At 63.9% G+C, this 19384-nt stretch carries 21 protein-coding genes; 15 read left to right on the top strand and 6 right to left on the bottom strand.

Features of this window, described 5'->3' with window-relative positions; translation table 11 throughout:
• Positions 1-13 precede the first annotated feature (13 nt).
• Complete coding sequence (gene secA / locus P3C39_RS26105; RefSeq protein ID WP_127384731.1) at positions 14-2746, bottom strand: preprotein translocase subunit SecA; 2733 nt, start codon at positions 2744-2746, stop codon at positions 14-16.
• Positions 2747-2992: 246 nt separating this feature from the next.
• Here secA and P3C39_RS26100 point away from each other — a divergent pair, with 246 nt between their 5' ends.
• Positions 2993-3910, top strand: coding sequence for a peptidylprolyl isomerase (locus P3C39_RS26100; RefSeq protein ID WP_027163508.1), 918 nt, complete (start codon positions 2993-2995; stop codon positions 3908-3910).
• A gap of 69 nt (positions 3911-3979) precedes the next feature.
• Here P3C39_RS26100 and P3C39_RS26095 read toward each other — a convergent pair whose 3' ends face one another.
• A complete protein-coding gene (locus tag P3C39_RS26095; RefSeq protein ID WP_013529441.1) occupies positions 3980-4579 on the bottom strand; it encodes a TetR/AcrR family transcriptional regulator in 600 nt (199 codons plus the stop codon).
• Positions 4580-5036: 457 nt separating this feature from the next.
• Here P3C39_RS26095 and argJ point away from each other — a divergent pair, with 457 nt between their 5' ends.
• The 5 genes from argJ (at position 5037) to P3C39_RS26070 (ending at position 8214) form a co-directional block, all read left to right on the top strand.
• Positions 5037-6278 (top strand): bifunctional glutamate N-acetyltransferase/amino-acid acetyltransferase ArgJ, encoded by a 1242-nt coding sequence (gene argJ, locus P3C39_RS26090; RefSeq protein WP_013529442.1) that lies wholly within the window; start codon positions 5037-5039, stop codon positions 6276-6278.
• A 29-nt stretch (positions 6279-6307) separates the two neighbouring features.
• Positions 6308-7060 carry a GNAT family N-acetyltransferase gene (locus P3C39_RS26085; protein ID WP_032899301.1) on the top strand — a complete coding sequence of 251 codons (753 nt, stop codon included), beginning with the start codon at positions 6308-6310 and terminating at the stop codon, positions 7058-7060.
• On the top strand, positions 7053-7475 hold the full coding sequence (mutT, locus tag P3C39_RS26080) for an 8-oxo-dGTP diphosphatase MutT (RefSeq protein ID WP_127365839.1): 423 nt from the start codon (positions 7053-7055) through the stop codon (positions 7473-7475). The genes P3C39_RS26085 and mutT overlap by 8 nt, the downstream gene beginning before the upstream one ends.
• A 129-nt stretch (positions 7476-7604) precedes the next feature.
• Entirely contained in the window at positions 7605-7919 is a 315-nt protein-coding gene (locus tag P3C39_RS26075) for a hypothetical protein (protein WP_013529445.1), read from the top strand.
• 109 nt (positions 7920-8028) lie between these two features.
• Positions 8029-8214 carry a Flp family type IVb pilin gene (locus P3C39_RS26070; RefSeq protein ID WP_013529446.1) on the top strand — a complete coding sequence of 62 codons (186 nt, stop codon included), beginning with the start codon at positions 8029-8031 and terminating at the stop codon, positions 8212-8214.
• Positions 8215-8242: 28 nt separating this feature from the next.
• Here P3C39_RS26070 and P3C39_RS26065 read toward each other — a convergent pair whose 3' ends face one another.
• Complete coding sequence (locus P3C39_RS26065; RefSeq protein WP_013529447.1) at positions 8243-9118, bottom strand: methyltransferase domain-containing protein; 876 nt, start codon at positions 9116-9118, stop codon at positions 8243-8245.
• Between the two features lie 65 nt (positions 9119-9183).
• On the opposite strand from P3C39_RS26065, the gene P3C39_RS26060 reads away from it, so the two are divergent.
• From P3C39_RS26060 to P3C39_RS26040, 5 genes are read left to right on the top strand one after another with little or no spacing between them, the layout of a single operon-like run.
• The gene (locus P3C39_RS26060; RefSeq protein ID WP_013529448.1) at positions 9184-9984 is read left to right on the top strand and encodes a ComF family protein; all 801 of its coding nucleotides are present in this window, start codon (positions 9184-9186) and stop codon (positions 9982-9984) included.
• Between the two features lie 27 nt (positions 9985-10011).
• Positions 10012-10281, top strand: coding sequence for a glutaredoxin 3 (gene grxC, locus P3C39_RS26055; RefSeq protein ID WP_024503792.1), 270 nt, complete (start codon positions 10012-10014; stop codon positions 10279-10281).
• A 10-nt stretch (positions 10282-10291) separates the two neighbouring features.
• Complete coding sequence (locus P3C39_RS26050; protein ID WP_013529450.1) at positions 10292-11158, top strand: carbon-nitrogen hydrolase family protein; 867 nt, start codon at positions 10292-10294, stop codon at positions 11156-11158.
• The gene (locus P3C39_RS26045) at positions 11155-11580 is read left to right on the top strand and encodes a DUF1178 family protein (protein WP_013529451.1); all 426 of its coding nucleotides are present in this window, start codon (positions 11155-11157) and stop codon (positions 11578-11580) included. Before P3C39_RS26050 ends, P3C39_RS26045 begins: the two co-directional genes overlap by 4 nt.
• Before the next feature lie 14 nt (positions 11581-11594).
• Positions 11595-12257, top strand: coding sequence for a hypothetical protein (locus P3C39_RS26040; protein ID WP_275954563.1), 663 nt, complete (start codon positions 11595-11597; stop codon positions 12255-12257).
• Positions 12258-12263: 6 nt separating this feature from the next.
• On the opposite strand, the gene P3C39_RS26035 is transcribed toward P3C39_RS26040, so the two are convergent.
• Positions 12264-12749 carry a MarR family transcriptional regulator gene (locus tag P3C39_RS26035; protein WP_013529453.1) on the bottom strand — a complete coding sequence of 162 codons (486 nt, stop codon included), beginning with the start codon at positions 12747-12749 and terminating at the stop codon, positions 12264-12266.
• Between the two features lie 96 nt (positions 12750-12845).
• Here P3C39_RS26035 and P3C39_RS26030 point away from each other — a divergent pair, with 96 nt between their 5' ends.
• On the top strand, positions 12846-13736 hold the full coding sequence (locus P3C39_RS26030; protein WP_013529454.1) for a DMT family transporter: 891 nt from the start codon (positions 12846-12848) through the stop codon (positions 13734-13736).
• A 142-nt stretch (positions 13737-13878) separates the two neighbouring features.
• Positions 13879-14397, top strand: a complete 519-nt coding sequence (locus P3C39_RS26025; RefSeq protein WP_063173138.1) for a flavin reductase family protein — start codon at positions 13879-13881, stop codon at positions 14395-14397.
• Between the two features lies 1 nt (position 14398).
• Here the strand turns inward: P3C39_RS26025 and ubiG are convergent, their stop codons facing one another.
• Complete coding sequence (gene ubiG / locus P3C39_RS26020; protein ID WP_013529456.1) at positions 14399-15148, bottom strand: bifunctional 2-polyprenyl-6-hydroxyphenol methylase/3-demethylubiquinol 3-O-methyltransferase UbiG; 750 nt, start codon at positions 15146-15148, stop codon at positions 14399-14401.
• A 286-nt stretch (positions 15149-15434) separates the two neighbouring features.
• Here ubiG and P3C39_RS26015 point away from each other — a divergent pair, with 286 nt between their 5' ends.
• Positions 15435-16004 (top strand): putative glycolipid-binding domain-containing protein, encoded by a 570-nt coding sequence (locus tag P3C39_RS26015; protein ID WP_275954562.1) that lies wholly within the window; start codon positions 15435-15437, stop codon positions 16002-16004.
• Between the two features lie 11 nt (positions 16005-16015).
• Here the strand turns inward: P3C39_RS26015 and P3C39_RS26010 are convergent, their stop codons facing one another.
• Positions 16016-17872 (bottom strand): CHASE3 domain-containing protein, encoded by a 1857-nt coding sequence (locus P3C39_RS26010; RefSeq protein ID WP_275954561.1) that lies wholly within the window; start codon positions 17870-17872, stop codon positions 16016-16018.
• Between the two features lie 258 nt (positions 17873-18130).
• On the opposite strand from P3C39_RS26010, the gene P3C39_RS26005 reads away from it, so the two are divergent.
• Positions 18131-19384 (top strand): aspartate kinase, encoded by a 1254-nt coding sequence (locus tag P3C39_RS26005; protein WP_275954560.1) that lies wholly within the window; start codon positions 18131-18133, stop codon positions 19382-19384.

Genomic DNA, 19384 nt, shown 5'->3' with positions numbered 1-19384 from the left:
GGAAAAGCGCCCCTTACGCGAACGCCCCGTGGCAGTGCTTGTACTTCTTTCCCGATCCGCAGGGGCAGGCTTCGTTGCGGCCGACTTTGCCCCAGGTGGCCTGGTTGTCGGGGTCGCGGTCTTCGGGAGCGACGATTGCGGTCGTCTCCGGGCGGACCAGGAGGGCGGTTTCGCCGCCTTCGAAGTCGTTTTCGCCGGTGGTGCCGTCGATATGGGTGCCGAACATGTCGGGGGCTTCCGGAGGCGGCGCTTCGGCGGCCTGACGGACCAGTTCGACGCGCATCAGCTGCGCGGTGACGGCCTGGCGCAGATTGCCGAGCATGGCCTGGAACAGCTCGAACGCCTCGCCCTTGTACTCCTGCAGCGGATCGCGCTGGGCGTAGCCGCGGAAGCCGACGACCGAGCGCAGATGGTCGAGATTGACGATGTGCTCGCGCCACAGATGGTCGAGCGTCTGCAGCACCACCGAGCGCTCGACGTAATTCATCACCTCGGGGCCAAAACGCTCGGCGCGCTCCTTGGCGGCGGCTTCGGCGGCCTGCGCGATGCGCTCGCGGATGTCGTCCTCGGCGATGCCCTCTTCCTTGGCCCAGTCCTCGACCGGCAGGTCGAGGTTCAGGAACTCGGCGATCTCGGCCTTCAGCCCGGCAACGTTCCACTGCTCGGCATAGGCGTTTTCGGGAATGGCCTTGGCGACGATCTCGTCGATGACGCCTTCGCGCATTTCGGCGATCGTTTCGGAGAGGCCTTCGCCGTCCATCAGTTCGATGCGCTGCTCGAACACCACCTTGCGCTGGTCGTTGGAGACGTCGTCATATTTCAACAGGTTCTTGCGGATGTCGAAGTTGCGCGCCTCGACCTTCTTCTGCGCCTTTTCCAGCGCCTTGTTGATCCACGGATGGATGATCGCCTCGTCTTCCTTGAGGCCGAGCTTCTGCAGCATGCCGTCCATGCGCTCGGAGCCGAAGATGCGCATCAGATCGTCTTGCAGGGACAGGAAGAATTTCGAGCGGCCGGGGTCGCCTTGTCTGCCTGAACGACCTCTAAGCTGGTTGTCGATGCGGCGCGATTCGTGGCGTTCGGTGGCCAGCACATAGAGGCCGCCGGCGGCCAGCGCCTTTTCCTTCAGCCGCTCAATGTCGGCAATGATTTCCTTTTCCCGCGCCTCGCGTTCGGGGCCGGCTGGCATGTCGCCCAGCTCTTCCTCGATCCGCATCTCGGCATTGCCGCCGAGCTTGATGTCGGTGCCGCGGCCGGCCATGTTGGTGGCGATGGTGATGGCGCCGGGCTTGCCTGCCTGGGCGACGATCGCCGCCTCGCGCTCGTGATGGCGGGCGTTCAGCACTTCGAAATCGGTAAAACCTTCCTTGCGCAGGCGCTCGGCCAGTTGCTCGGACTTTTCGATGGAGGTGGTGCCGACCAGCGTCGGCTGGCCCTTGGCGCTGGCTTCGCGGATCTCCCTGACGATCGCCTTGTATTTCTCCTCGACCGTCCGGTAGACCTCGTCGTCCTCGTCGATGCGGATCACCGGCAGATTGGTCGGGATCTCGGTGACTTCGAGGCCGTAGATGTTGCCGAATTCCTCTGCCTCGGTCAGCGCCGTGCCGGTCATGCCGGACAGCTTCTTGTAGAGGCGGAAATAGTTCTGGAAGGTGACGGAGGCGAGCGTCTGGTTCTCCGGCTGGATCGCCACATGCTCCTTGGCTTCGAGCGCCTGGTGCAGGCCTTCCGAATAGCGGCGGCCCGGCATCATGCGGCCGGTGAACTCGTCGATGATGACGATCTCGCCGTTGCGGACGATATAGTCCTTGTCCTTCTGGAACAGCCGGTGCGCCTTCAGCGCGTTGTTGACGTGGTGGACGATGGCGACGTTCTCGACGTCGTAGAGCGACTCGCCCTTGAGCAGGCCGGCGTCGCGCAAAAGGTTCTCGAGTTTCTCGGTGCCTTCCTCGGTGAAGATCGAGGTCTTCTGCTTCTCGTCGATCTCATAATCCTGCGGCTGCAACTGGATGATGAAGGTGTCGATGGTGTTGTACATTTCCGAACGGTCCTCGAGCGGACCGGAAATGATCAACGGCGTGCGTGCCTCGTCGACCAGGATGGAATCGACTTCGTCGACGATCGCGTAATTGTGACCGCGCTGCACCATCTGGGCGCGCTCGTATTTCATGTTGTCGCGCAGATAGTCGAAGCCGAGCTCGTTGTTGGTGGCATAGGTGACATCGGCGGCGTAGGCGGCGCTGCGCTCCTCGTCGGACAGGCCGTGGACGATGACGCCGACCGAGAGGCCGAGGAATTTGTAGACGCGGCCCATCCATTCGGAGTCGCGGGTGGCCAGATAGTCGTTGACGGTGACGACGTGGACGCCCTTGCCGGCAAGCGCGTTGAGGTAGACCGGCAGCGTCGCGACCAGGGTCTTGCCCTCGCCAGTGCGCATCTCGGCAATGCCGCCATTGTGCAGCACCATGCCGCCGATCAGCTGGACATCGAAGGGGCGCATGCCGAGCACGCGGCGCGCGGCCTCGCGGGCGGTGGCGAAGGCCGGCACCAACAGGTCGTCGAGCGTAGCGCCGTTGGCGATGTCCTGGCGGAATTTCGCGGTGCGGCCGACCAATTCCTCATCGGAAAGCGCCCGCATCTCGTTTTCCATGGCGTTGATCGCCTCGACACGGGGCCGGGTCGATTTGACCCGACGGTCGTTGGAGGAACCGAAAACCTTACGGGCGAGACCGCCGAGACTGACCATCCAATGGTCCTTTCGATAGAATTCTCAATCTTGAGATGAGCGCCGGGCGGCCCCATCAATTCCACGTGAACGTGGACAAACACAAAAAGCGCCCGGAAAACGGTTCTGGACGCAAAGTCGTTGGACAGATAAGAGGGGGCTCAACTGATGTCAACGCCGCGCTGGCCCTGCTGGCTGCGCCAAATTCCGCCACAATCTGGCCGATCTGGAAGCACCCCTCTTAACAATCCCCACCGGAGTCCCCCCATGTCCCTGTTGTTTCGCCGCGCGTCGCTCGCCAGCCTTGGCTTGGCCGTCGGCCTGTCGGCCCTTTCGCTCTCGCCTGTGACGGCGCAGCAAACCGCTCCCGCTCCGGCGGATGCAGCAGCGCCAGCCGCGGCACCGGTCGATCCCAATAAGGTTATCGCCACGGTCAACGGTCAGCCCCTGACCGAAGCAGATCTGGTGCTTGCCGAAGGGGAATTGTCGCAGCAGTTCGCACAATTGCCGCCCGAGCAGCGCCGTGCCGCCGCCCTTTCGGCTGCCATCGAGATCCGCGTCATGGCCGCCCAGGCGGTCACCACAGGGCTCGACAAGGATCCCGACTTCCAGCGCCGCATGGCCTTCCTGCAGCAGCGCGCGCTGCATGGCGAGATGGTCGAGAAGGGTGTCGTCGACAAGGTCACCGACGCCGAGGTCCGCGCCCGTTACGACCAGGAAATCGCCAACACGCCGCCCACCAACGAGCTGCATGCCCGTCACATCCTCGTGAAGACGAAGGAAGAGGCCGAGGCGATCATCAAGCAGCTCGACGGCGGCGCCGACTTCCAGAAGCTCGCCAACGAGCACACCAGCGATCCGTCAGGCAAGACCAGCGGCGGCGATCTCGGCTGGTTCGGACCTGGCCAGATGGTGCCGGAGTTCGACAAGGCGGCCTCCGCGCTCGAGGTCGGCAAATACACCGAGCAGCCGGTGCAAACGCAGTTCGGCTGGCATGTCATCAAGCTCGAGGACAAGCGCACCAAGCAGCCGCCGGCCTTCGACGACGTCAAGGACCAGGCCAAGCAGGCCGTCATCCGCGACAAGTATTTCGCGCTGGTCAAGTCGCTGCGCGCCGGCGCCAAGGTCGAGATCCCCGACGCCAACCTGAAGAAGGCGGTCGATACGCTGGAAAGCGCCAAGTAAGACTGGCAGCTTTTTGAAAAGGGGCGCGGCAGCCAGGGGTTGCCGCGCCCTTTTCATTCATTGCCGTCTTTACGAGGCAGGCGCCGCTATGCCTCGCATCACGTAGTTGACGGCCTTGCCGATGGTCGCTTCGTCCTCGTCGAGCCGGTTGGTCAGCAGATGTCTCCAGGCGAAGGAGGCGATCAGGTCGGCGACAACAGCTGAATCGATTTCGGCCGGGATTTCGCCCCTTGCCTTGGCGCGTTCGATGATCTGGGCGGTATGGGACCGCCGGCCCAGTGAGTAGTCGGCAAGGGCCGCGGCCGCGGTCTCGTCCGACTGTGCCTCGGCGATCAGCGACCGGAACACGCTTCCCGACGATGTCTCGCGCCAGTGGGCGAACAGGTTCTTCAGGAAGCCGACGAGATCCTCCTCCAACACCCCTGTATCGGGGACATCGACGCGCTTCTGGCGCTGGTAGACCTCAAGCAGCAACGCCGCCTTGCTCGGCCACCAGCGATAGATCGTGGGTTTGCCGGCGCGGGCCCGCCGCGCCACCGCCTCGATCGAGAAACCGGCATAACCGGCTTCGACCAGTACGGTCTCGGCGGCTTGGAGAATGGCCTCCGCGCTGTCGGGATTGCGCCGCGCACCGATCGATCTGCGCGCCGGATCGGCGTCCTCGGCCATCTCTGTCGTCCTCGCCAAACACTTCGCCGGCAATATAGGTGACCCGACGCTCAAACGAAACGGCGCGTTTTCAAGCTTCTGGAGACTGGCTAGTCGGGGCAGGGGTTGGTCGTTTTTCTGGAACCTTACCGGCGTCTTGGTTGGCGAGGCCCCAAAAGCAAAACCCGCCGGAGGCGGGTCACTGGCGCAAATCAGCACCATGGACGAAAATGTAGCATAGCTGCTCTCACCCTGTCAAGAATAAATTCCTACTAACATGAACGCGGCCGGCGCAAACTGGCTGACACCGCCGGACCGGCCGTCGGACGATGTCTACTGCATGGCTTGCGACGTCTCGGAGCCCTGCTCCCAGGGGCGAGTTCGAGCTCCCGGACAAGAGCGACGAAAACGCCCTTGCGCCGGCGCGGTCTATCGGGCAAACCGGCCTTCCCTTGCGATTTTCCCGCCCGAGGCCTCCATGTCCACGACGATTTCGCCGCTTGCGCCGAAGAAATACCCGAAAATGCCAGAAATCGAGGGGGTGCGCATCGCCACCGCCGAGGCAGGGATAAAGTACAAGGGCCGCACCGATCTTTTGACCATGGTCTTCGATGAAGGCACTGCGGTCGCCGGCGTGTTCACGAAATCGAAATGCCCCTCGGCGCCGGTCGATTTCTGCCGGCAGAATCTCGGCGCGGGCAAGGCGCGGGTGCTGGTCGTCAATTCGGGCAACGCCAACGCCTTCACCGGCAAGAAGGGCCGCGAGTCGACCGCACTGACCGGCGAGGCGGCGGCGAAGGCGGCCGGCTGCACGGCAGCGGAGGTTTTCATGGCCTCGACCGGCGTCATCGGCGAGCCGCTCGACACCAGCAAATTCAGCCATCTGCTCGCGGGGCTGGTCAGCAACGGCAAGCCCGAGCTGTGGACCGAAGCGGCAAAGGCGATCATGACCACAGATACCTATCCGAAAGTGGCGACCGCGACCGTCAAGCTCGGCGACACCGATGTCACCATCAACGGCATTTCCAAGGGCGCCGGCATGATCGCGCCCGACATGGCGACGATGCTCTCCTTCATCGCCACCGACGCGCCGATCGCCGCCCCTGTCCTGCAGGATCTGTTGTCGCGCGGCACGGCCAAGACTTTCAACGCGGTCACCGTCGACAGCGACACCTCGACCAGCGACACGCTGCTGATCTTCGCCACCGGCAAGGCCGCCAGGCGCGGCGCGCCGGAGATAACCGATCCCAAGGATGCCCGTCTCGGCACGTTCCGCCGGGCGCTCGGCAAGGTGCTGAAATCGCTGGCGCTGCAGGTGGTGCGCGACGGCGAAGGCGCCCGCAAGCAGGTCGAAGTCACCGTCACCGGCGCCAAATCGGCGCGCTCGGCCAAGCGCATCGCGCTGTCGATCGCCAATTCGCCGCTGGTCAAGACGGCAGTCGCCGGCGAGGACGCCAATTGGGGCCGCGTCGTCATGGCCGTCGGCAAGGCCGGCGAACCCGCCGATCGCGACCGGCTGTCGATCTGGTTCGGCGACAACAGGCTGGCGCATGAAGGCGAGCGCGACCCCGGCTATTCCGAGGCCGCGACGTCGGCCTACATGAAGCGCGACGATATCCGCATCCGCGCCGATATCGGCATCGGCCGCGGCAAGGCGACGGTGTGGACCTGCGACCTCACCAAGGAATATGTCGCCATCAATGGCGATTACCGGAGCTGACGGTTTTGAGCTCCAGGCATCCGGCAAGCATGCTGGCGATCGTTCGCCGTTACGAGGCGGCCGGCTTTCGCGCCTGGCCGGCGGCCGCCGTCCACTATGACGGCACCTGGGTGGTGCGGCTGACCGCCGGCCATCCGGCCAAGCGGCTGAACTCGGTCAATCCGCTCGATCCCGGCGACATCCAGCACATTGCCGACCGTATCGGCCGGGCCAGCCGCCGTTTCGATGCCTATGGCAGGCCGCTGACATTCCGCATGTCGCCGTTGTCGGGTCCCGATCTTGCTGGCCATCTCGACCGTGAGGGATGGAGCCGGTTCGACGAGTCGCTGGTCATGCGGCTGCCGCTGGCCGATGCGCAACTCGACGCTGCCATGGACCAGATCCCGCTGAAAGACATCAGCCGCTTCATCGGCGCGTCGCTCAAGGTCAGCGGTTCGGATGTTTCGCTGCGCCCCGGCCTGTCGGAGATCATCGGCGCCATCCAGCCCGAAGCCGGGCTGTTCGCGCTCGAAGATGGATCAGAAGCGCTGGCGACGCTGATCTGCGTGCATGACGGCGATCTCGCCGGCCTGTTCGAAGTCGCCACCGACAAGTCGGCACGCAACAGGGGCCACGGCCGCAACCTGATCCTGTCGGCACTGAAATGGGCACGGCTGCGGGGCGCACGGGAAGCCTGGCTGCAAGTCGAGGCCAACAATGTGCCGGCACTGGCGCTCTACCATTCGCTCGGCTTCGAGGAAGTCTATCGCTACCACTACCGCCGGCCGCCGGGTCATGAATGATGTCGTGATTGCCGGCAAGCGCCTGCTGCTGGTCGCCGCCTGCGCGCTGGTCGATGCCGACGGCCGGGTGCTTTTGGCGCAGCGGCCTCAGGGTAAGCAACTTGCCGGGCTGTGGGAATTTCCCGGCGGCAAGGTCGAGCCGGGCGAGACGCCCGAACAATGCATCATTCGCGAACTGCATGAGGAAATCGGCATCGAAACCGACATCCCGTGCCTGGCGCCGCTCACTTTCGCCAGCCATTCCTACGACGATTTCCACCTGCTGATGCCGCTGTTCATCTGTCGCCGCTTTCGCGGTATCGCGCAGCCCAGGGAAGGGCAGACGCTGAAATGGGTGCGGCCGAAGCAGATGCGCGATTACCCGATGCCGCCGGCCGATGAGCCGCTGATCCCGTTCCTCATCGATCTTCTCTGAGGCTCCCGTCCGGCCGGTTCCTGGCCGAGGCGTTGTATCAGCCAGCATTAATGGAAGATTTATCTCGTCGTGAAAAATTGAAGCATGGCCGTTCGCGGCCGAGCCGTCGATTTGCCGGGGAGCGATAGCATGAGCCTAGACAGGGATTGGGACTCGATCAGGCCCGAGCGCGGCTTTCGCGCCGCCGATGCGGGCATGGGCATATTGCGCATAACGCTTCTGTTCGGTTCGGCCGCGGTGGCGCTGGCGCTGATCGCAACCCCTTTCCTCGACAGCCAGACACGCTCGCTGTCGGCCCGTGACGGTTTCGGCGGGCTCGACATGGCGGCCACAGGCTCGATCGGCCATCGCGAAACCTACACGCTGCGCCGCAGCGTGCTGCAGCCGCAGCCGAGCTCGGTCTGCATCATCAGGTCCAATGGCCGGAGCAGCGGCGACTGCTGACATGGTTAAGAAATTTCGCAAAGGCGGCGGTTTCACCGCCTGTTAAGCCTTTGCCGTTAACCTTTCTTAACAGGTCGGCTGTAAGGTCCCGGACAGAGGGGTTGAGGCCATGAAAGCAGTGCTGCTGGGTTTTCTGAACGACGAGACCGGCGCCACGGCCGTCGAATATGGCGTGATCATCGCCGTGCTGTCGCTTGCCATCGTCGGCGGCATCGGTGAGGTCCGCGACGGGATCATCTGGCTGTTCAGCGACAACAACAGCAAGCTTGCGAACGCTTTCGCACCCACTCCCTGATCCGGCTTTTCCGCACCCTGGGGCAGGATCATTGCCCGTCGGGCGCCTCCAGGATTGTTTTCAGCGAGACCTTGGCCGACCCTGGCTTCAGCGGTTTTTGCTGCGAAGCGTCGGGCGCCCAGCCGGACATCCAGACAATCGAGAAACTTGCCCTGACGCGGCCGTCGGGGTCGGAAAACCGCTCGGCGTAGATTTCCGCCGCGCGGGCAAACAGCTTGCGCGAGCCCGGCCGCCGGCTGCGATCGGTGAGCGCATTGGTTTCGCCCATGGCCCGCAAATCCGCCATCAGGTTGAACAGGCTGGCATAGCGCACCGTCACCGTCTCGACGTCGGCGACCGGCAGAGCGAGACCGGCGCGCTGCAGCAGCGCACCGGCATCGCGCACGTCGGTGAACGGGGCGACACGCGGGCTGGCGCCGCCGTAAAGCTCGGTCTCGGCCGCAAGCAGGCTTTCGCGCAATTCGAAAAGCGTGCCGGCGCCGGCAAAGGCGCCGAGGAAAAGCCCATCCGGCCGCAGCGCGCGGCGGATCTGGATCAGCATGCCTGGGATGTCGTTCATGGCCTGCAGCGACAAGAGCGACACCGCCAGATCGAGGCTTTCCGGCTCGAACGGCACGGTTTCGAGCGGTGCGATCAGGCCGGCATCGCCACCGCTCAGGAAAGCCGTATCCGTCTCGACGCGGACAATGTCGGCGACCTTGCCGCTTTCAGCGAGCGTTTCGGCCGCCGCCGGCGTCTGGCAAAACAGCACGGCCGCCTTGCCGAACCGGCGCTCGACGGCGCCCAGCCGGTCGGCAAGGTCCTCGGCCGTGCGGCGCATGAGGAAGTCCGCGCCGTCGACCGGACGGGCAAGCGCGCGCCGCTTGTGCGTCAGCCACAGAGAGGTATCCATTATTGGCTGCAACGGGCAGATCCTTTGTTTGTCCACGCTCCGAGATCGTTGATATAGTGGCGCGCAGGAGCAACCACGTGGCCGATCCGATGCCCAAGATCAAGTCCATCGGGATCACGAACCTGGCCCGGTCGGTTGTCGGCTGGCCGGCGCGGATGCTGTTTCCGCCGGTCTGCGCCGGTTGCCGCCGGCATGTCTCGCAGCCGGGCGTGCTGTGCGGCGCCTGCTGGCCGAAGCTCAGGCTGCTGGAGCGGCCATGGTGCCCTGTCATGGGTACGCCGTTCACCCACCATATGGGCGAAGGCTTTCTGTCGGCCGAGGCGATTGCCGATCCGCCGCCTTTCGAGCGGGCGCGGGCGGCGGTCGCCTATTCCGGCGTTGCGCGCCAGATGGTGCAAGGGTTGAAATACCAGGATCGCACGGATCTGGCACCTTGGATGGCGCGCTGGATGATGCGTGCGGGTGCCGATCTCATCGCCGAGGCGGATGTGGTGGTGCCGGTGCCGCTGCACTGGCGGCGGTTTTTCAGGCGGCGCTTCAACCAGTCGGCGGAACTGGCAAGGGCGGTCTCGGCACTTAGCGGATTGCCCTTCGCCCCGTCGGCGGTGCGGCGCGTGAAACTCACCCGCCAGCAGGTTGGGCTGGAGCGCGGCGAACGCGAGGAGAATGTGCGGGCCGCGTTCCGGGTGCCCGCCGAGGCGGAAATCGAGATCGCCGGCCGCAGGGTACTTTTGATCGACGATGTCTACACCACCGGCGCCACGGTGCGTTCCGCCACCAAGGCGCTGAAAAGGGGAGGTGCGGCCGCCGTCGACGTGCTGACCTTTGCGCGTGTGTTGCCGGGGGACTTTCGGGCGGACGAGTCCGCGACTATATAAGTCGGCAACGAACAGCGGAAATTCGTCATGACCGATGTCACGATCTACACCCGCATGATGTGCGGCTATTGCACGGCAGCCAAGCGGCTGCTCGAGCGCAAGGGCGTCGCCTTTACCGAGCACGATGCCTCCTTCTCGCCGGAATTGCGCCAGGAGATGATCTCCCGGGCGCATGGCCGCACGACCTTTCCGCAGATTTTCATCGGCGATACGCATGTCGGCGGCTGTGACGACCTCCACGAGCTGGAGGCCGAAGGCCGGCTGGACAAATTGCTCGCCAACGGCGCGACGAATTGAGGGAATGACGATGGGTGTTTTCAAAGCCGCTGCGATCCAGATGCGTTCGGGCGAGAGCCCCGAGCGCAACGCCGCCGATCTCGAACGGCTGGTGCGTGAAGCAGCCAGCCTGGGTGCCACCTACATCCAGACGCCGGAAATGACCGGGGCGCTGATCCGCGACAAGGAAGCTCGCGCCGCATCGTTCACGTCGGAGGACAAGGACATCGTCGTTGCGACCGCGCGCAGGCTGGCCAGGGAGCTCGGCATCTTCCTGCATATCGGCTCGACCGCCATTCTGCGCGCCGACGGCAAGCTCGCCAACCGGGCGCTGCTGTTCGGGCCGGATGGTGCTGCGCTCGCCGCCTACGACAAGATCCACATGTTCGACGTCGATCTCGACAATGGCGAGAGCTGGCGTGAGTCCGCCGCCTATGAACCGGGAACCGAGGCCGTCGTCACCGACATCGAGGGTGCAAAGCTCGGCTTCGCCGTTTGCTACGATCTGCGCTTTCCGCAACTCTTCCGCGCCGAGGCGTTGGCCGGCGCAGACCTGCTTTCCGTACCGGCTGCCTTCACCCGCCAGACCGGCGAGGCGCACTGGCACGTGCTGCTCAGGGCCCGCGCCATCGAGAACGGCGCCTATGTCGTCGCCGCCGCGCAGGGTGGCTTGCATGAAGATGGCCGCGAGACTTACGGCCATTCGCTGATCGTCGATCCGTGGGGCCGGATCATTGCGGAAGCCGCGCATGACGAACCGGCGGTGATCGTCGCCGAGATCGACCCGGCGCAGTCGCTTGCCGCGCGCAAGAAGATCCCCAATCTCAGGAATGCGCGGGATTTCGCCGTCAATGCCGGCTCGGGCGAGGCGCCGCGGCTCAGGGGAGCTGCCTCTTGATCCGCTTTGCCCTGATCTGCGAGCACGAGCACGAATTCGAAGGCTGGTTCCGCAGCAACGACGATTTCGACACCCAGAAGAAGCGCGGCTTCGTCGATTGCCCGAGCTGCGGTTCGCACAAGGTGCAGAAAGCACTGATGGCGCCGGCCGTCTCCACGGCGCGCAAGCAGGAAACCATAGCGCTGGCCATGGGCGAGGCGCAGAAGCAGGCTTTGGCGCAGCTGAAGGCGATGGCCGAGAAGGTGCGCGAGAATGCCGATTATGTCGGCGACAAGTTCGCCGAGGAAGCGCGAAAGATCCATTTCGGCGAGAGCGACCCGCGTGGCATCTATGGCGAGGCGACGCTGGACGAAGCCAAGAGCCTGGTCGAGGACGGCGTCGAGTTCATGCCGATCCCGGTGTTTCCGGACGACCGCAACTGAGTTCCGAGGGAGCTTTGCGCGACCCAGAAGCGATTGAGCCGCGACGCAGCATAAGAGCCGTCGTTGGCCGATTGGCCCGCTGGGGCGCCGTCAAGCTTAGCGGTACCCGAACGATCGACGGGTTGCTCATCATCAGCGACAAGGGCACCGACAAGATCGTCGAGGCGCTTCAGCTTATTCGTGATTTTGATCCAGTGCGCTACAGACGGCTGCTTGGTGACGTAAGACAGGTATTTGTCACAACCCTTCCTGCTTCCGTCGCGCAATGGGCAAACTCTTCTAAGGCATGCGAATTGGACGAGCGCCATATCATCAGCGAAGGGACGACGCCGGAATTGGTCGCTTCGATTATCGTCCATGAAGCCACCCACGCGCGGCTTATGCGATGTGGTATCGGCTACGAAGAGGCGCTGCGGGATCGCGTGGAGCAGGTCTGTCTGCGTCGAGAAATAGCCTTTGCGGCCAGATTGCCGACCGGAAAGGGCCGGAGCCAGCAAGCCGAAGCGACACTCGAGGCCATGCCGGACTTTTCCGACAAGGCGATGAGTGAGCGCTATCTCAGCGGTTTGCGGGATGCTCTGCTCTACCTCAACATGCCGACCCGGCTTGTCGACCTCACCGTATCATACCGCCGCTGGAAACACCGGCGCCGGTTCTCGCCGCAGCCTACGAACTGACCCGGCTTAGCTCACGCTCCCGATCAATTTCTCAAGCAGCCGAGAGAGCGTCTCCCGTTCGGCCGGTGTCAGGCCGGAAAGAATCTCATGCTCGTTGGCAACATGGGCGGCAATAGCCTCATCGATCAACGCGAGGCCCTTTTCGGTCAGCCTCACGACAATGCCGCGCCGATCGTTGGGGTGCGGCCCGCGCAGGATCAATCCGGACGTTTCGAGCCGGTCGAGCCGGTTGGTCATGGCGCCTGACGTCACCATCGTCGCTTCATAGAGGGCGGTCGGCGTCAGGGCGTAGGGTGATCCAGAGCGGCGCAGCGTTGCCAGCACGTCGAATTCCCCGGACTGCAATCCATAACGGGCAAACAACGGCGCCAGGCGCTCGCGGGCGATCAGCGAGGCGGCCTCGTTCAGCCGCCCGAGCACACCCATCGGCGAGACGTCCAGATCGGGTCGTTCCCGCTTCCATTGCTCGATCGCCCGTGCTGCCCTGTCCAACTGTCTCACCATCATTTATCTTGACGTTAAGAATCTTTCCGTTATCTTACTGCAAGATGCAATGCCGGCCAAGAGCCGCGCTACAGGATTCAGTCAATGAAGCTTCTCTGGGATTCGGCGCTCGGCCTGCTGGTCGTCACCGGCGGCCTGCTCGGCCTGACGCTGCCGTTCGGCAAGCTCGCCACGGCTGCCGGCGTGCCGGCCATGGTCTGGGCCTTCGTCATCTCGCTCGGCGCCGGCGGGGTCTTGCTGTGCATGCTCTTGGCTCGCGGCAAGCGGGTCCGGCTCACCGCGCACAAATTGCGCTATTTCTTCGTCACCGCCGCGGTGTCCTATGCTGTCCCCAATCTCCTGATGTTCTCGGCCATCCCGCATCTGGGCGCCGGCTATACCGGCATCATGTTCACGCTGTCGCCGGTCATCACGCTGGTGTTCTCGATCCTGCTGCGTGTCCGGCGCCCCAACATGCTGGGCATTGCCGGCATCGCCGTCGGCTTCGTCGGCGCCGTCATGGTCGCGGTGACGCGCGGCGAGGCCGGCCAGCCGGCCGATTTGTTCTGGGTGGCGATGGGGTTGCTCATCCCGGTCAGCCTTGCCGCCGGCAACATCTATCGCACGGTCGACTGGCCGGACGGTACCGGCCCGATCGAGCTTGCCGTCGGCAGCCATCTGGCGTCGGCGGCGATGCTGCTTGCCGGCATTCTCCTCCTGTTCGGCGGCGAAGCTTTCGTCCCACTCGGCGGCGTGCCGCTGGTCGTCGTCGCGCAGGTTGCTTCGGCATCGGCGATGTTCGCGTTCTTCTTCCGGCTGCAGGCGGTCGGCGGTCCGGTCTATCTCAGCCAGATCGGTTATGTGGCGGCGGCCGTCGGCCTGTTTGCCGGAACCCTCTTCCTCGGCGAGCACTATCAACTGCTGACCTGGGCAGGCGCGCTCATCATCACCGCCGGCGTGTTCATCACCACCAGGGCACAAAGCCAGAAGGCGTGAGCGGTCGCAGGGGATCCGAACTGCCTTCGCGCCTGGAGCCGATCTCACCTGAATTTGTATCCAGATCTGCTTTATCTTCTTGTTTGAGCGTGGTCTTTTCCGAGGACCTTTCCCTTTTTGGAATCGTGCTCTGGAGCAAGCCATGACCGAACCGAAGACATCCGAGGAGACTGCCGTCGATGTAGCTGATTTTCGCGCCGCGATGCGGCTGATCGTCGGCAATGTCAGCGTCATCACCGCCGGCACCGGCGAGGATCGCTCCGGTCTGGTGGTCATTTCGGTCGTCTCGCTGTCGGCCGAGCCGCCCAAGGTGATCGCCTGTGTCAACCGGTCATCGTCGACCTGGCCGGTGATCGAACGCTACCGGCATTTCGGCGTCAATTCGCTTGGCCCCCAGCATCAGCGCGTGGCCGAGCGGTTCTCCGGCTTCGGCGGCATCAAGGGCAAGGACCGCTATGAGGGCGCCGAATGGGTGACGCTCAAGACCGGAGCTTTGCTGCTTTCGGATGCAGTGGCCGCATTCGACTGCAGCCTCGATGAGATGATCGATCGCGGCACGCATTCCATCGTCATCGGTTCGGTCGAGGCCGTGCGCACGTCCGATGCCGGCCAGGCGCTGATCTACTGGCGCGGCGGCTACAGGCCGCTGAATTCTGAATAGATCAGACCGAGCCTTTTTCCGCCAGGACCATGTAGTTGACGTCCATGTCCTTCGACCGCGCCCAGCGGTCGGCCAGCGGATTGTAGGTGACGCCGGTGCGGTCGATGATGGTCAGGCCGGCGCCGGCAAGCGCCTTTTCGAGCTCTTCCGGGCGCACCAGCTTGCCGAACTGGTGGGTGCCGCGCGGCAGCCAGCGCAGCACATATTCGGCGCCGATGATGGCTAAGCCCAGCGCCTTCAGCGTGCGGTTGATGGTGGCCACGAACATGATGCCGCCGGGCCGCACCATCTCGCCGCATTTGGCGACGAACAGGTCGATGTCGGCGACATGCTCGACCACTTCCATGTTGAGGATGACGTCGAATTTCTCGCCGGCGTCGGCAAGGTCCTCGGCCGTCGTGGCGCGATAGTCGACGCTGACATTGCCTTCGGCGGCGTGCAGCTTGGCCACTTCGATGTTGGTTTCGGAGGCATCCGCGCCCACAACCTCGGCGCCAAGCCGCGCCATCGGCTCGCACAAAAGTCCGCCGCCGCAACCGATGTCGAGGATGCGCAGTCCCTCGAAAGGCCTTGCAGCGCGTGGGTCACGGCCGAAGCGCGTCGCTATCTGGTCGCGGATATAGGCCAGCCGGACCGGATTGAATTTGTGCAGGGGACGGAACTTGCCGTTCGGGTTCCACCATTCGGCGGCAAGGGCGGAAAAGCGTTCCACTTCTCCGGCATCGATCGTCGATCGTCGGGGCTCTGGCATAGGTTGGTCTCCTCGACACTACAGCGCCGCGCGTCCTCTTGGACGCGCAAAGGACGCTGTAGCACTTTAGATTCTGCGCATGATCCTTTCCGAAATCGACTTCGATTTCGGGGCCATGCGCTAGGAAGTCGGGCGTGAAGCCGCGAATGTCAAGGCAACAATTTTCCTCTGCCGGCAGGGAGCCGGATTCTGTCAGGGCATGTCAGCTGGAGTGCGCCGCGGTGAAACACAATTGGCCTGGCGGGCGAAGGAACACATCATCGTTTTGAACTCGAAGGAGGTGACGATGACAGCAATGACGGCTTCGATCCTCTGGCATCGGCTGGACGTGGAGGGGCATGATGCCTGTCTGCTTGCGCAGACCGATGGCGGGCACAGCCTCAAGGGACAAGCCATCTTCATCCAGGACGGCAAGCCGTGCTGCCTCGCCTACGGGGTGGATTGCGATGCCGGCTGGCACACACGGGCGGCGCTTGTCGAAGGCTTTCTCGGCACGCGCCAGCTGCACTATGCGATCGAACGCGATTTCAACGGCCAGTGGACGCTGAACCGCGAAGTCCAGCAGGGCGTCGACGGCCTTGTCGACGTTGATCTTGGCTTCACACCGGCATCGAACCTGGTGGCGATCCGCCGGTATGGCCTCGGGATCGGCGAAGCGTCGCCTGCCCCGGCCGCCTACCTGACTTTCCCTGAATTGAGCCTGGTGCGCCTCGATCAGACCTATCGGCGTCTCGACACGGTTCGCTATGCCTATGCCGCGCCGGTGTTCGGCTATGACGAGACCCTCAATGTCTCGCCGCACGGCTTCGTTGTCGACTATCCCGGCCTGTGGAGAAGCGCGGCTGCGTCAGGCTGAAGCGATTGTGATCAGTCCGCTGCGACTTGCGTCGTGCCGAGCACGTCACGCAGTTTCGCCGCCAGTTGCTCGATGGTGAAGGGCTTGGCGAGGAAATGCACGTCGTGGTCGAGCACGCCGTTGTGGACCACGGCGTTCCTGGTGAAGCCGGTGGTGAAGATCACCTTCAGCCGCGGCATGCGGGCAACGGCCTCTTCCGCCAGCTTGCGGCCGTTCATGACGGGCATGACGATGTCGGTGAACAGCAGGGCGACCTTCGGGTTCTCCGCCAGTTTCTGCAACGCTTCCTCGCCACTCGCGGCATCAATGACGGTGTATCCGAGTTCGCGTATGGCCTCGACGGTGGAGACCCGCACGCGGGCATCATCCTCGACGACAACGATCGTTTCGGCGACCGGTGCGGCGGGGTTGTCGCCGCGCCCGGTGGGCACGGCCGGCTCTTCGGCGCCGAAATACCGCGGCAAGTAGATCCTGATTGTCGTGCCTTCGCCGGGCTCGGAATAGATGTTGACGTGGCCGCCCGACTGTTTGACGAAGCCGAACACCTGGCTCAATCCAAGGCCGGTGCCCTTGTTGACCGGCTTGGTGGTGAAGAAGGGTTCGAAGGCCTTGGCCATGACATCGGGGGTCATGCCCGAACCGGTATCGCTGACGGCGATCATCACATACTGGCCGGCCGCGACTTCGGCATGGGCGGCGGCGTAGCTGTCGTCGAGATGGCTGTTGGCGGTCTCGATGGTCAGCTTGCCGTCATCGCCCATGGCGTCGCGGGCGTTGACAGCCAGGTTGAGAACGGCGTTCTCGATCTGGCTCGGGTCGGCATGGGTTTTCCACAAGCCCCCCGCCAGCACCGTTTCGATGCGGATGGTTTCGCCGAGTGCCCGACGGATCAGGTCGGACATCCCGGTCAGCAGGCGGTTGGCGTCGACGATCTGCGGCGCCAGCGGCTGCTGACGCGAGAAGGCGAGCAGCCGGGCCGTCAGATTGGCGGCACGGGTCGCGGCATCGATCGCCGCGTCGATGAATTGTGCGATGTCGTGCTCGCCGCGCGCCAGCTTGCGCTGGGCGAGGTTCATGGCGCTGATGATCACCGCCAGCATGTTGTTGAAGTCGTGGGCGATGCCGCCTGTAAGCTGGCCGACCGCCTCCATCTTGTGCATCTGGCGGATCTGGGATTCTGCCTTTTCACGTGTCTCGATCTCTCTGCCGAGAGCGACGTTCTTGCGCACCAACTCCTCCTGGGCGACGACCACCTCAAGGAAGCGGCGGCGCGATTCCCTGATCGCGTAGCCGGCAAGCAGGAAGATCGCCAGCAGTGCCGCCACCGAACCGATGCGTAGCCAGGTCTCGACCTGGTCGGTATGCGCGTCGCGCGCGGCGACGGCTGCGGCGCTGATGCGTCGGACCGTATCCATGCTGGTTCGGATTTCGTCCATGACTGCCTTGCCCTGGCCGCTGCGAATCAGATCCAGCGCTTTCGTCGCATTGCCCTGGTCGTACAGGGCAATCGTCTCGGCCAGTTCAGCCTGCTTTTGCGAAAGCGCGTCCTTGATGTGGTTGATCGGCTGGACGAACTGGTCGTCGGGGGCGGTCAAGCTGTCGATACGGGCAAGTTGCCCCGGAATGGCGCCGACAGCGCTCCGATAGGGTTCGAGATAGGATTTCTCGCCGGTCAGCAGGTAGCCACGCTGGCCGTTCTCGGCTTCCTGTGCCAGAGAAAGCAGACCCGAAAGCAATTGCTGATATTCGATTGCCTCGCGCGCGGCGGCGCGGTTGGCCCGCTGTTCCTCGACCAGCATGGCACGGCTGCCGACAATAAGCGCCAGCACCGCAAAGCCTGCGACAAGCGGGAGCGATTGCCATCGCATGGCACGTCGAAACCGAGCAATCATCATCTGCTATGCCGAACCAAAAGAATTCCCCGCAGGCAGCATTTCGTAGGCGGCGCCGGGGCGGAAGGCAATATGCCGGCTTCTGGAGCCGGCAATTGGCCGCCAGCCTTGCGAAACCTTCGTCATTTGGCTAAGGAGGCCGCGCATTCAGCGGCCGGCGTCAGCCGGCCTTCCGCTTTTCGGGATTCCGGCTTTTGGCTGGGATCCGGCTTCAGTCAAAGGCATTTCGCTCCCATGGCGCGCATCGTGATGAAATTCGGCGGAACCTCCGTCGCCGACATCGCCCGCATCCGCAACGTGGCGCGTCACGTCAAACGCGAGGTCGACGCCGGCCATGAGGTGGCGGTGGTCGTTTCGGCGATGGCCGGGAAGACCAACGAACTGGTCGGCTGGACGCGTGAGGCCTCGCCGATGCATGACGCACGCGAATATGATGCGGTCGTCGCTTCCGGCGAGCAGGTCACGGCCGGCCTGCTGGCCATCGCTTTGCAGAACATGGGCGTGCACGCCCGCTCCTGGCAGGGCTGGCAGATCCCGATCAAGACCGATAATGCGCATGGGGCGGCGCGCATCCTCGACATTGACGGTGCGTTCCTGATCAAGCGCTTCGGCGAGGGCCAGGTGGCGGTGATTGCCGGGTTCCAGGGCATCGGCCCGGACAATCGTATTGCCACGCTCGGCCGCGGCGGCTCCGACACCAGTGCTGTCGCCATCGCCGCGGCGGTCAAAGCCGATCGCTGCGACATCTACACCGATGTCGACGGGGTCTACACCACCGATCCACGCATCGAGCCCAAGGCGCGGCGGCTGGCCAAGATCTCGTTCGAGGAAATGCTTGAAATGGCCTCGCTCGGCGCCAAGGTTCTGCAGGTGCGTTCGGTCGAGCTTGCCATGGTGCACAGGGTGCGTACCTTCGTGCGGTCGTCCTTCGACGATCCCGATGCGCCCGGAATGGGGGATTTGCTCAATCCGCCCGGAACGCTCATTTGCGACGAGGAAGAGATCGTGGAACAGCAGGTCGTCACCGGAATTGCCTACGCCAAGGACGAAGCGCAGATTTCACTGCGCCGGGTCGGCGACCGGCCGGGCGTTGCCGCCGGCATCTTCGGGCCGCTGGCCGAGGCCAACATCAATGTCGACATGATCGTCCAGAACATTTCCGAGGACGGCAAGTTCACCGACATGACCTTTACCGTGCCGTCGGGCGATGTCGACAAGGCGCTGGCCGTGCTTGAACGCCTCAAGGCCTCGATCGGCTACGATGTCGTGCAGTCGGAAGCCGGCATGTCGAAGGTTTCGGTCATCGGCATCGGCATGAGGAGCCATGCCGGCGTCGCCGCCACCGCTTTCAAGGCGCTGGCCGACAAATCGATCAACATCCGCGCCATCACGACCTCGGAGATCAAGATTTCGATCCTGATCGACGGCCCGTATACGGAACTTGCGGTTCGTACTTTGCATTCCGTCTACGGTCTGGATAAGCAGTAG

It is taken from the genome of Mesorhizobium sp. XAP4 (assembly GCF_029269325.1).
Taxonomy (GTDB): domain Bacteria; phylum Pseudomonadota; class Alphaproteobacteria; order Rhizobiales; family Rhizobiaceae; genus Mesorhizobium; species Mesorhizobium ciceri.
This window is presented reverse-complemented; position numbering and strand designations above follow the sequence as displayed.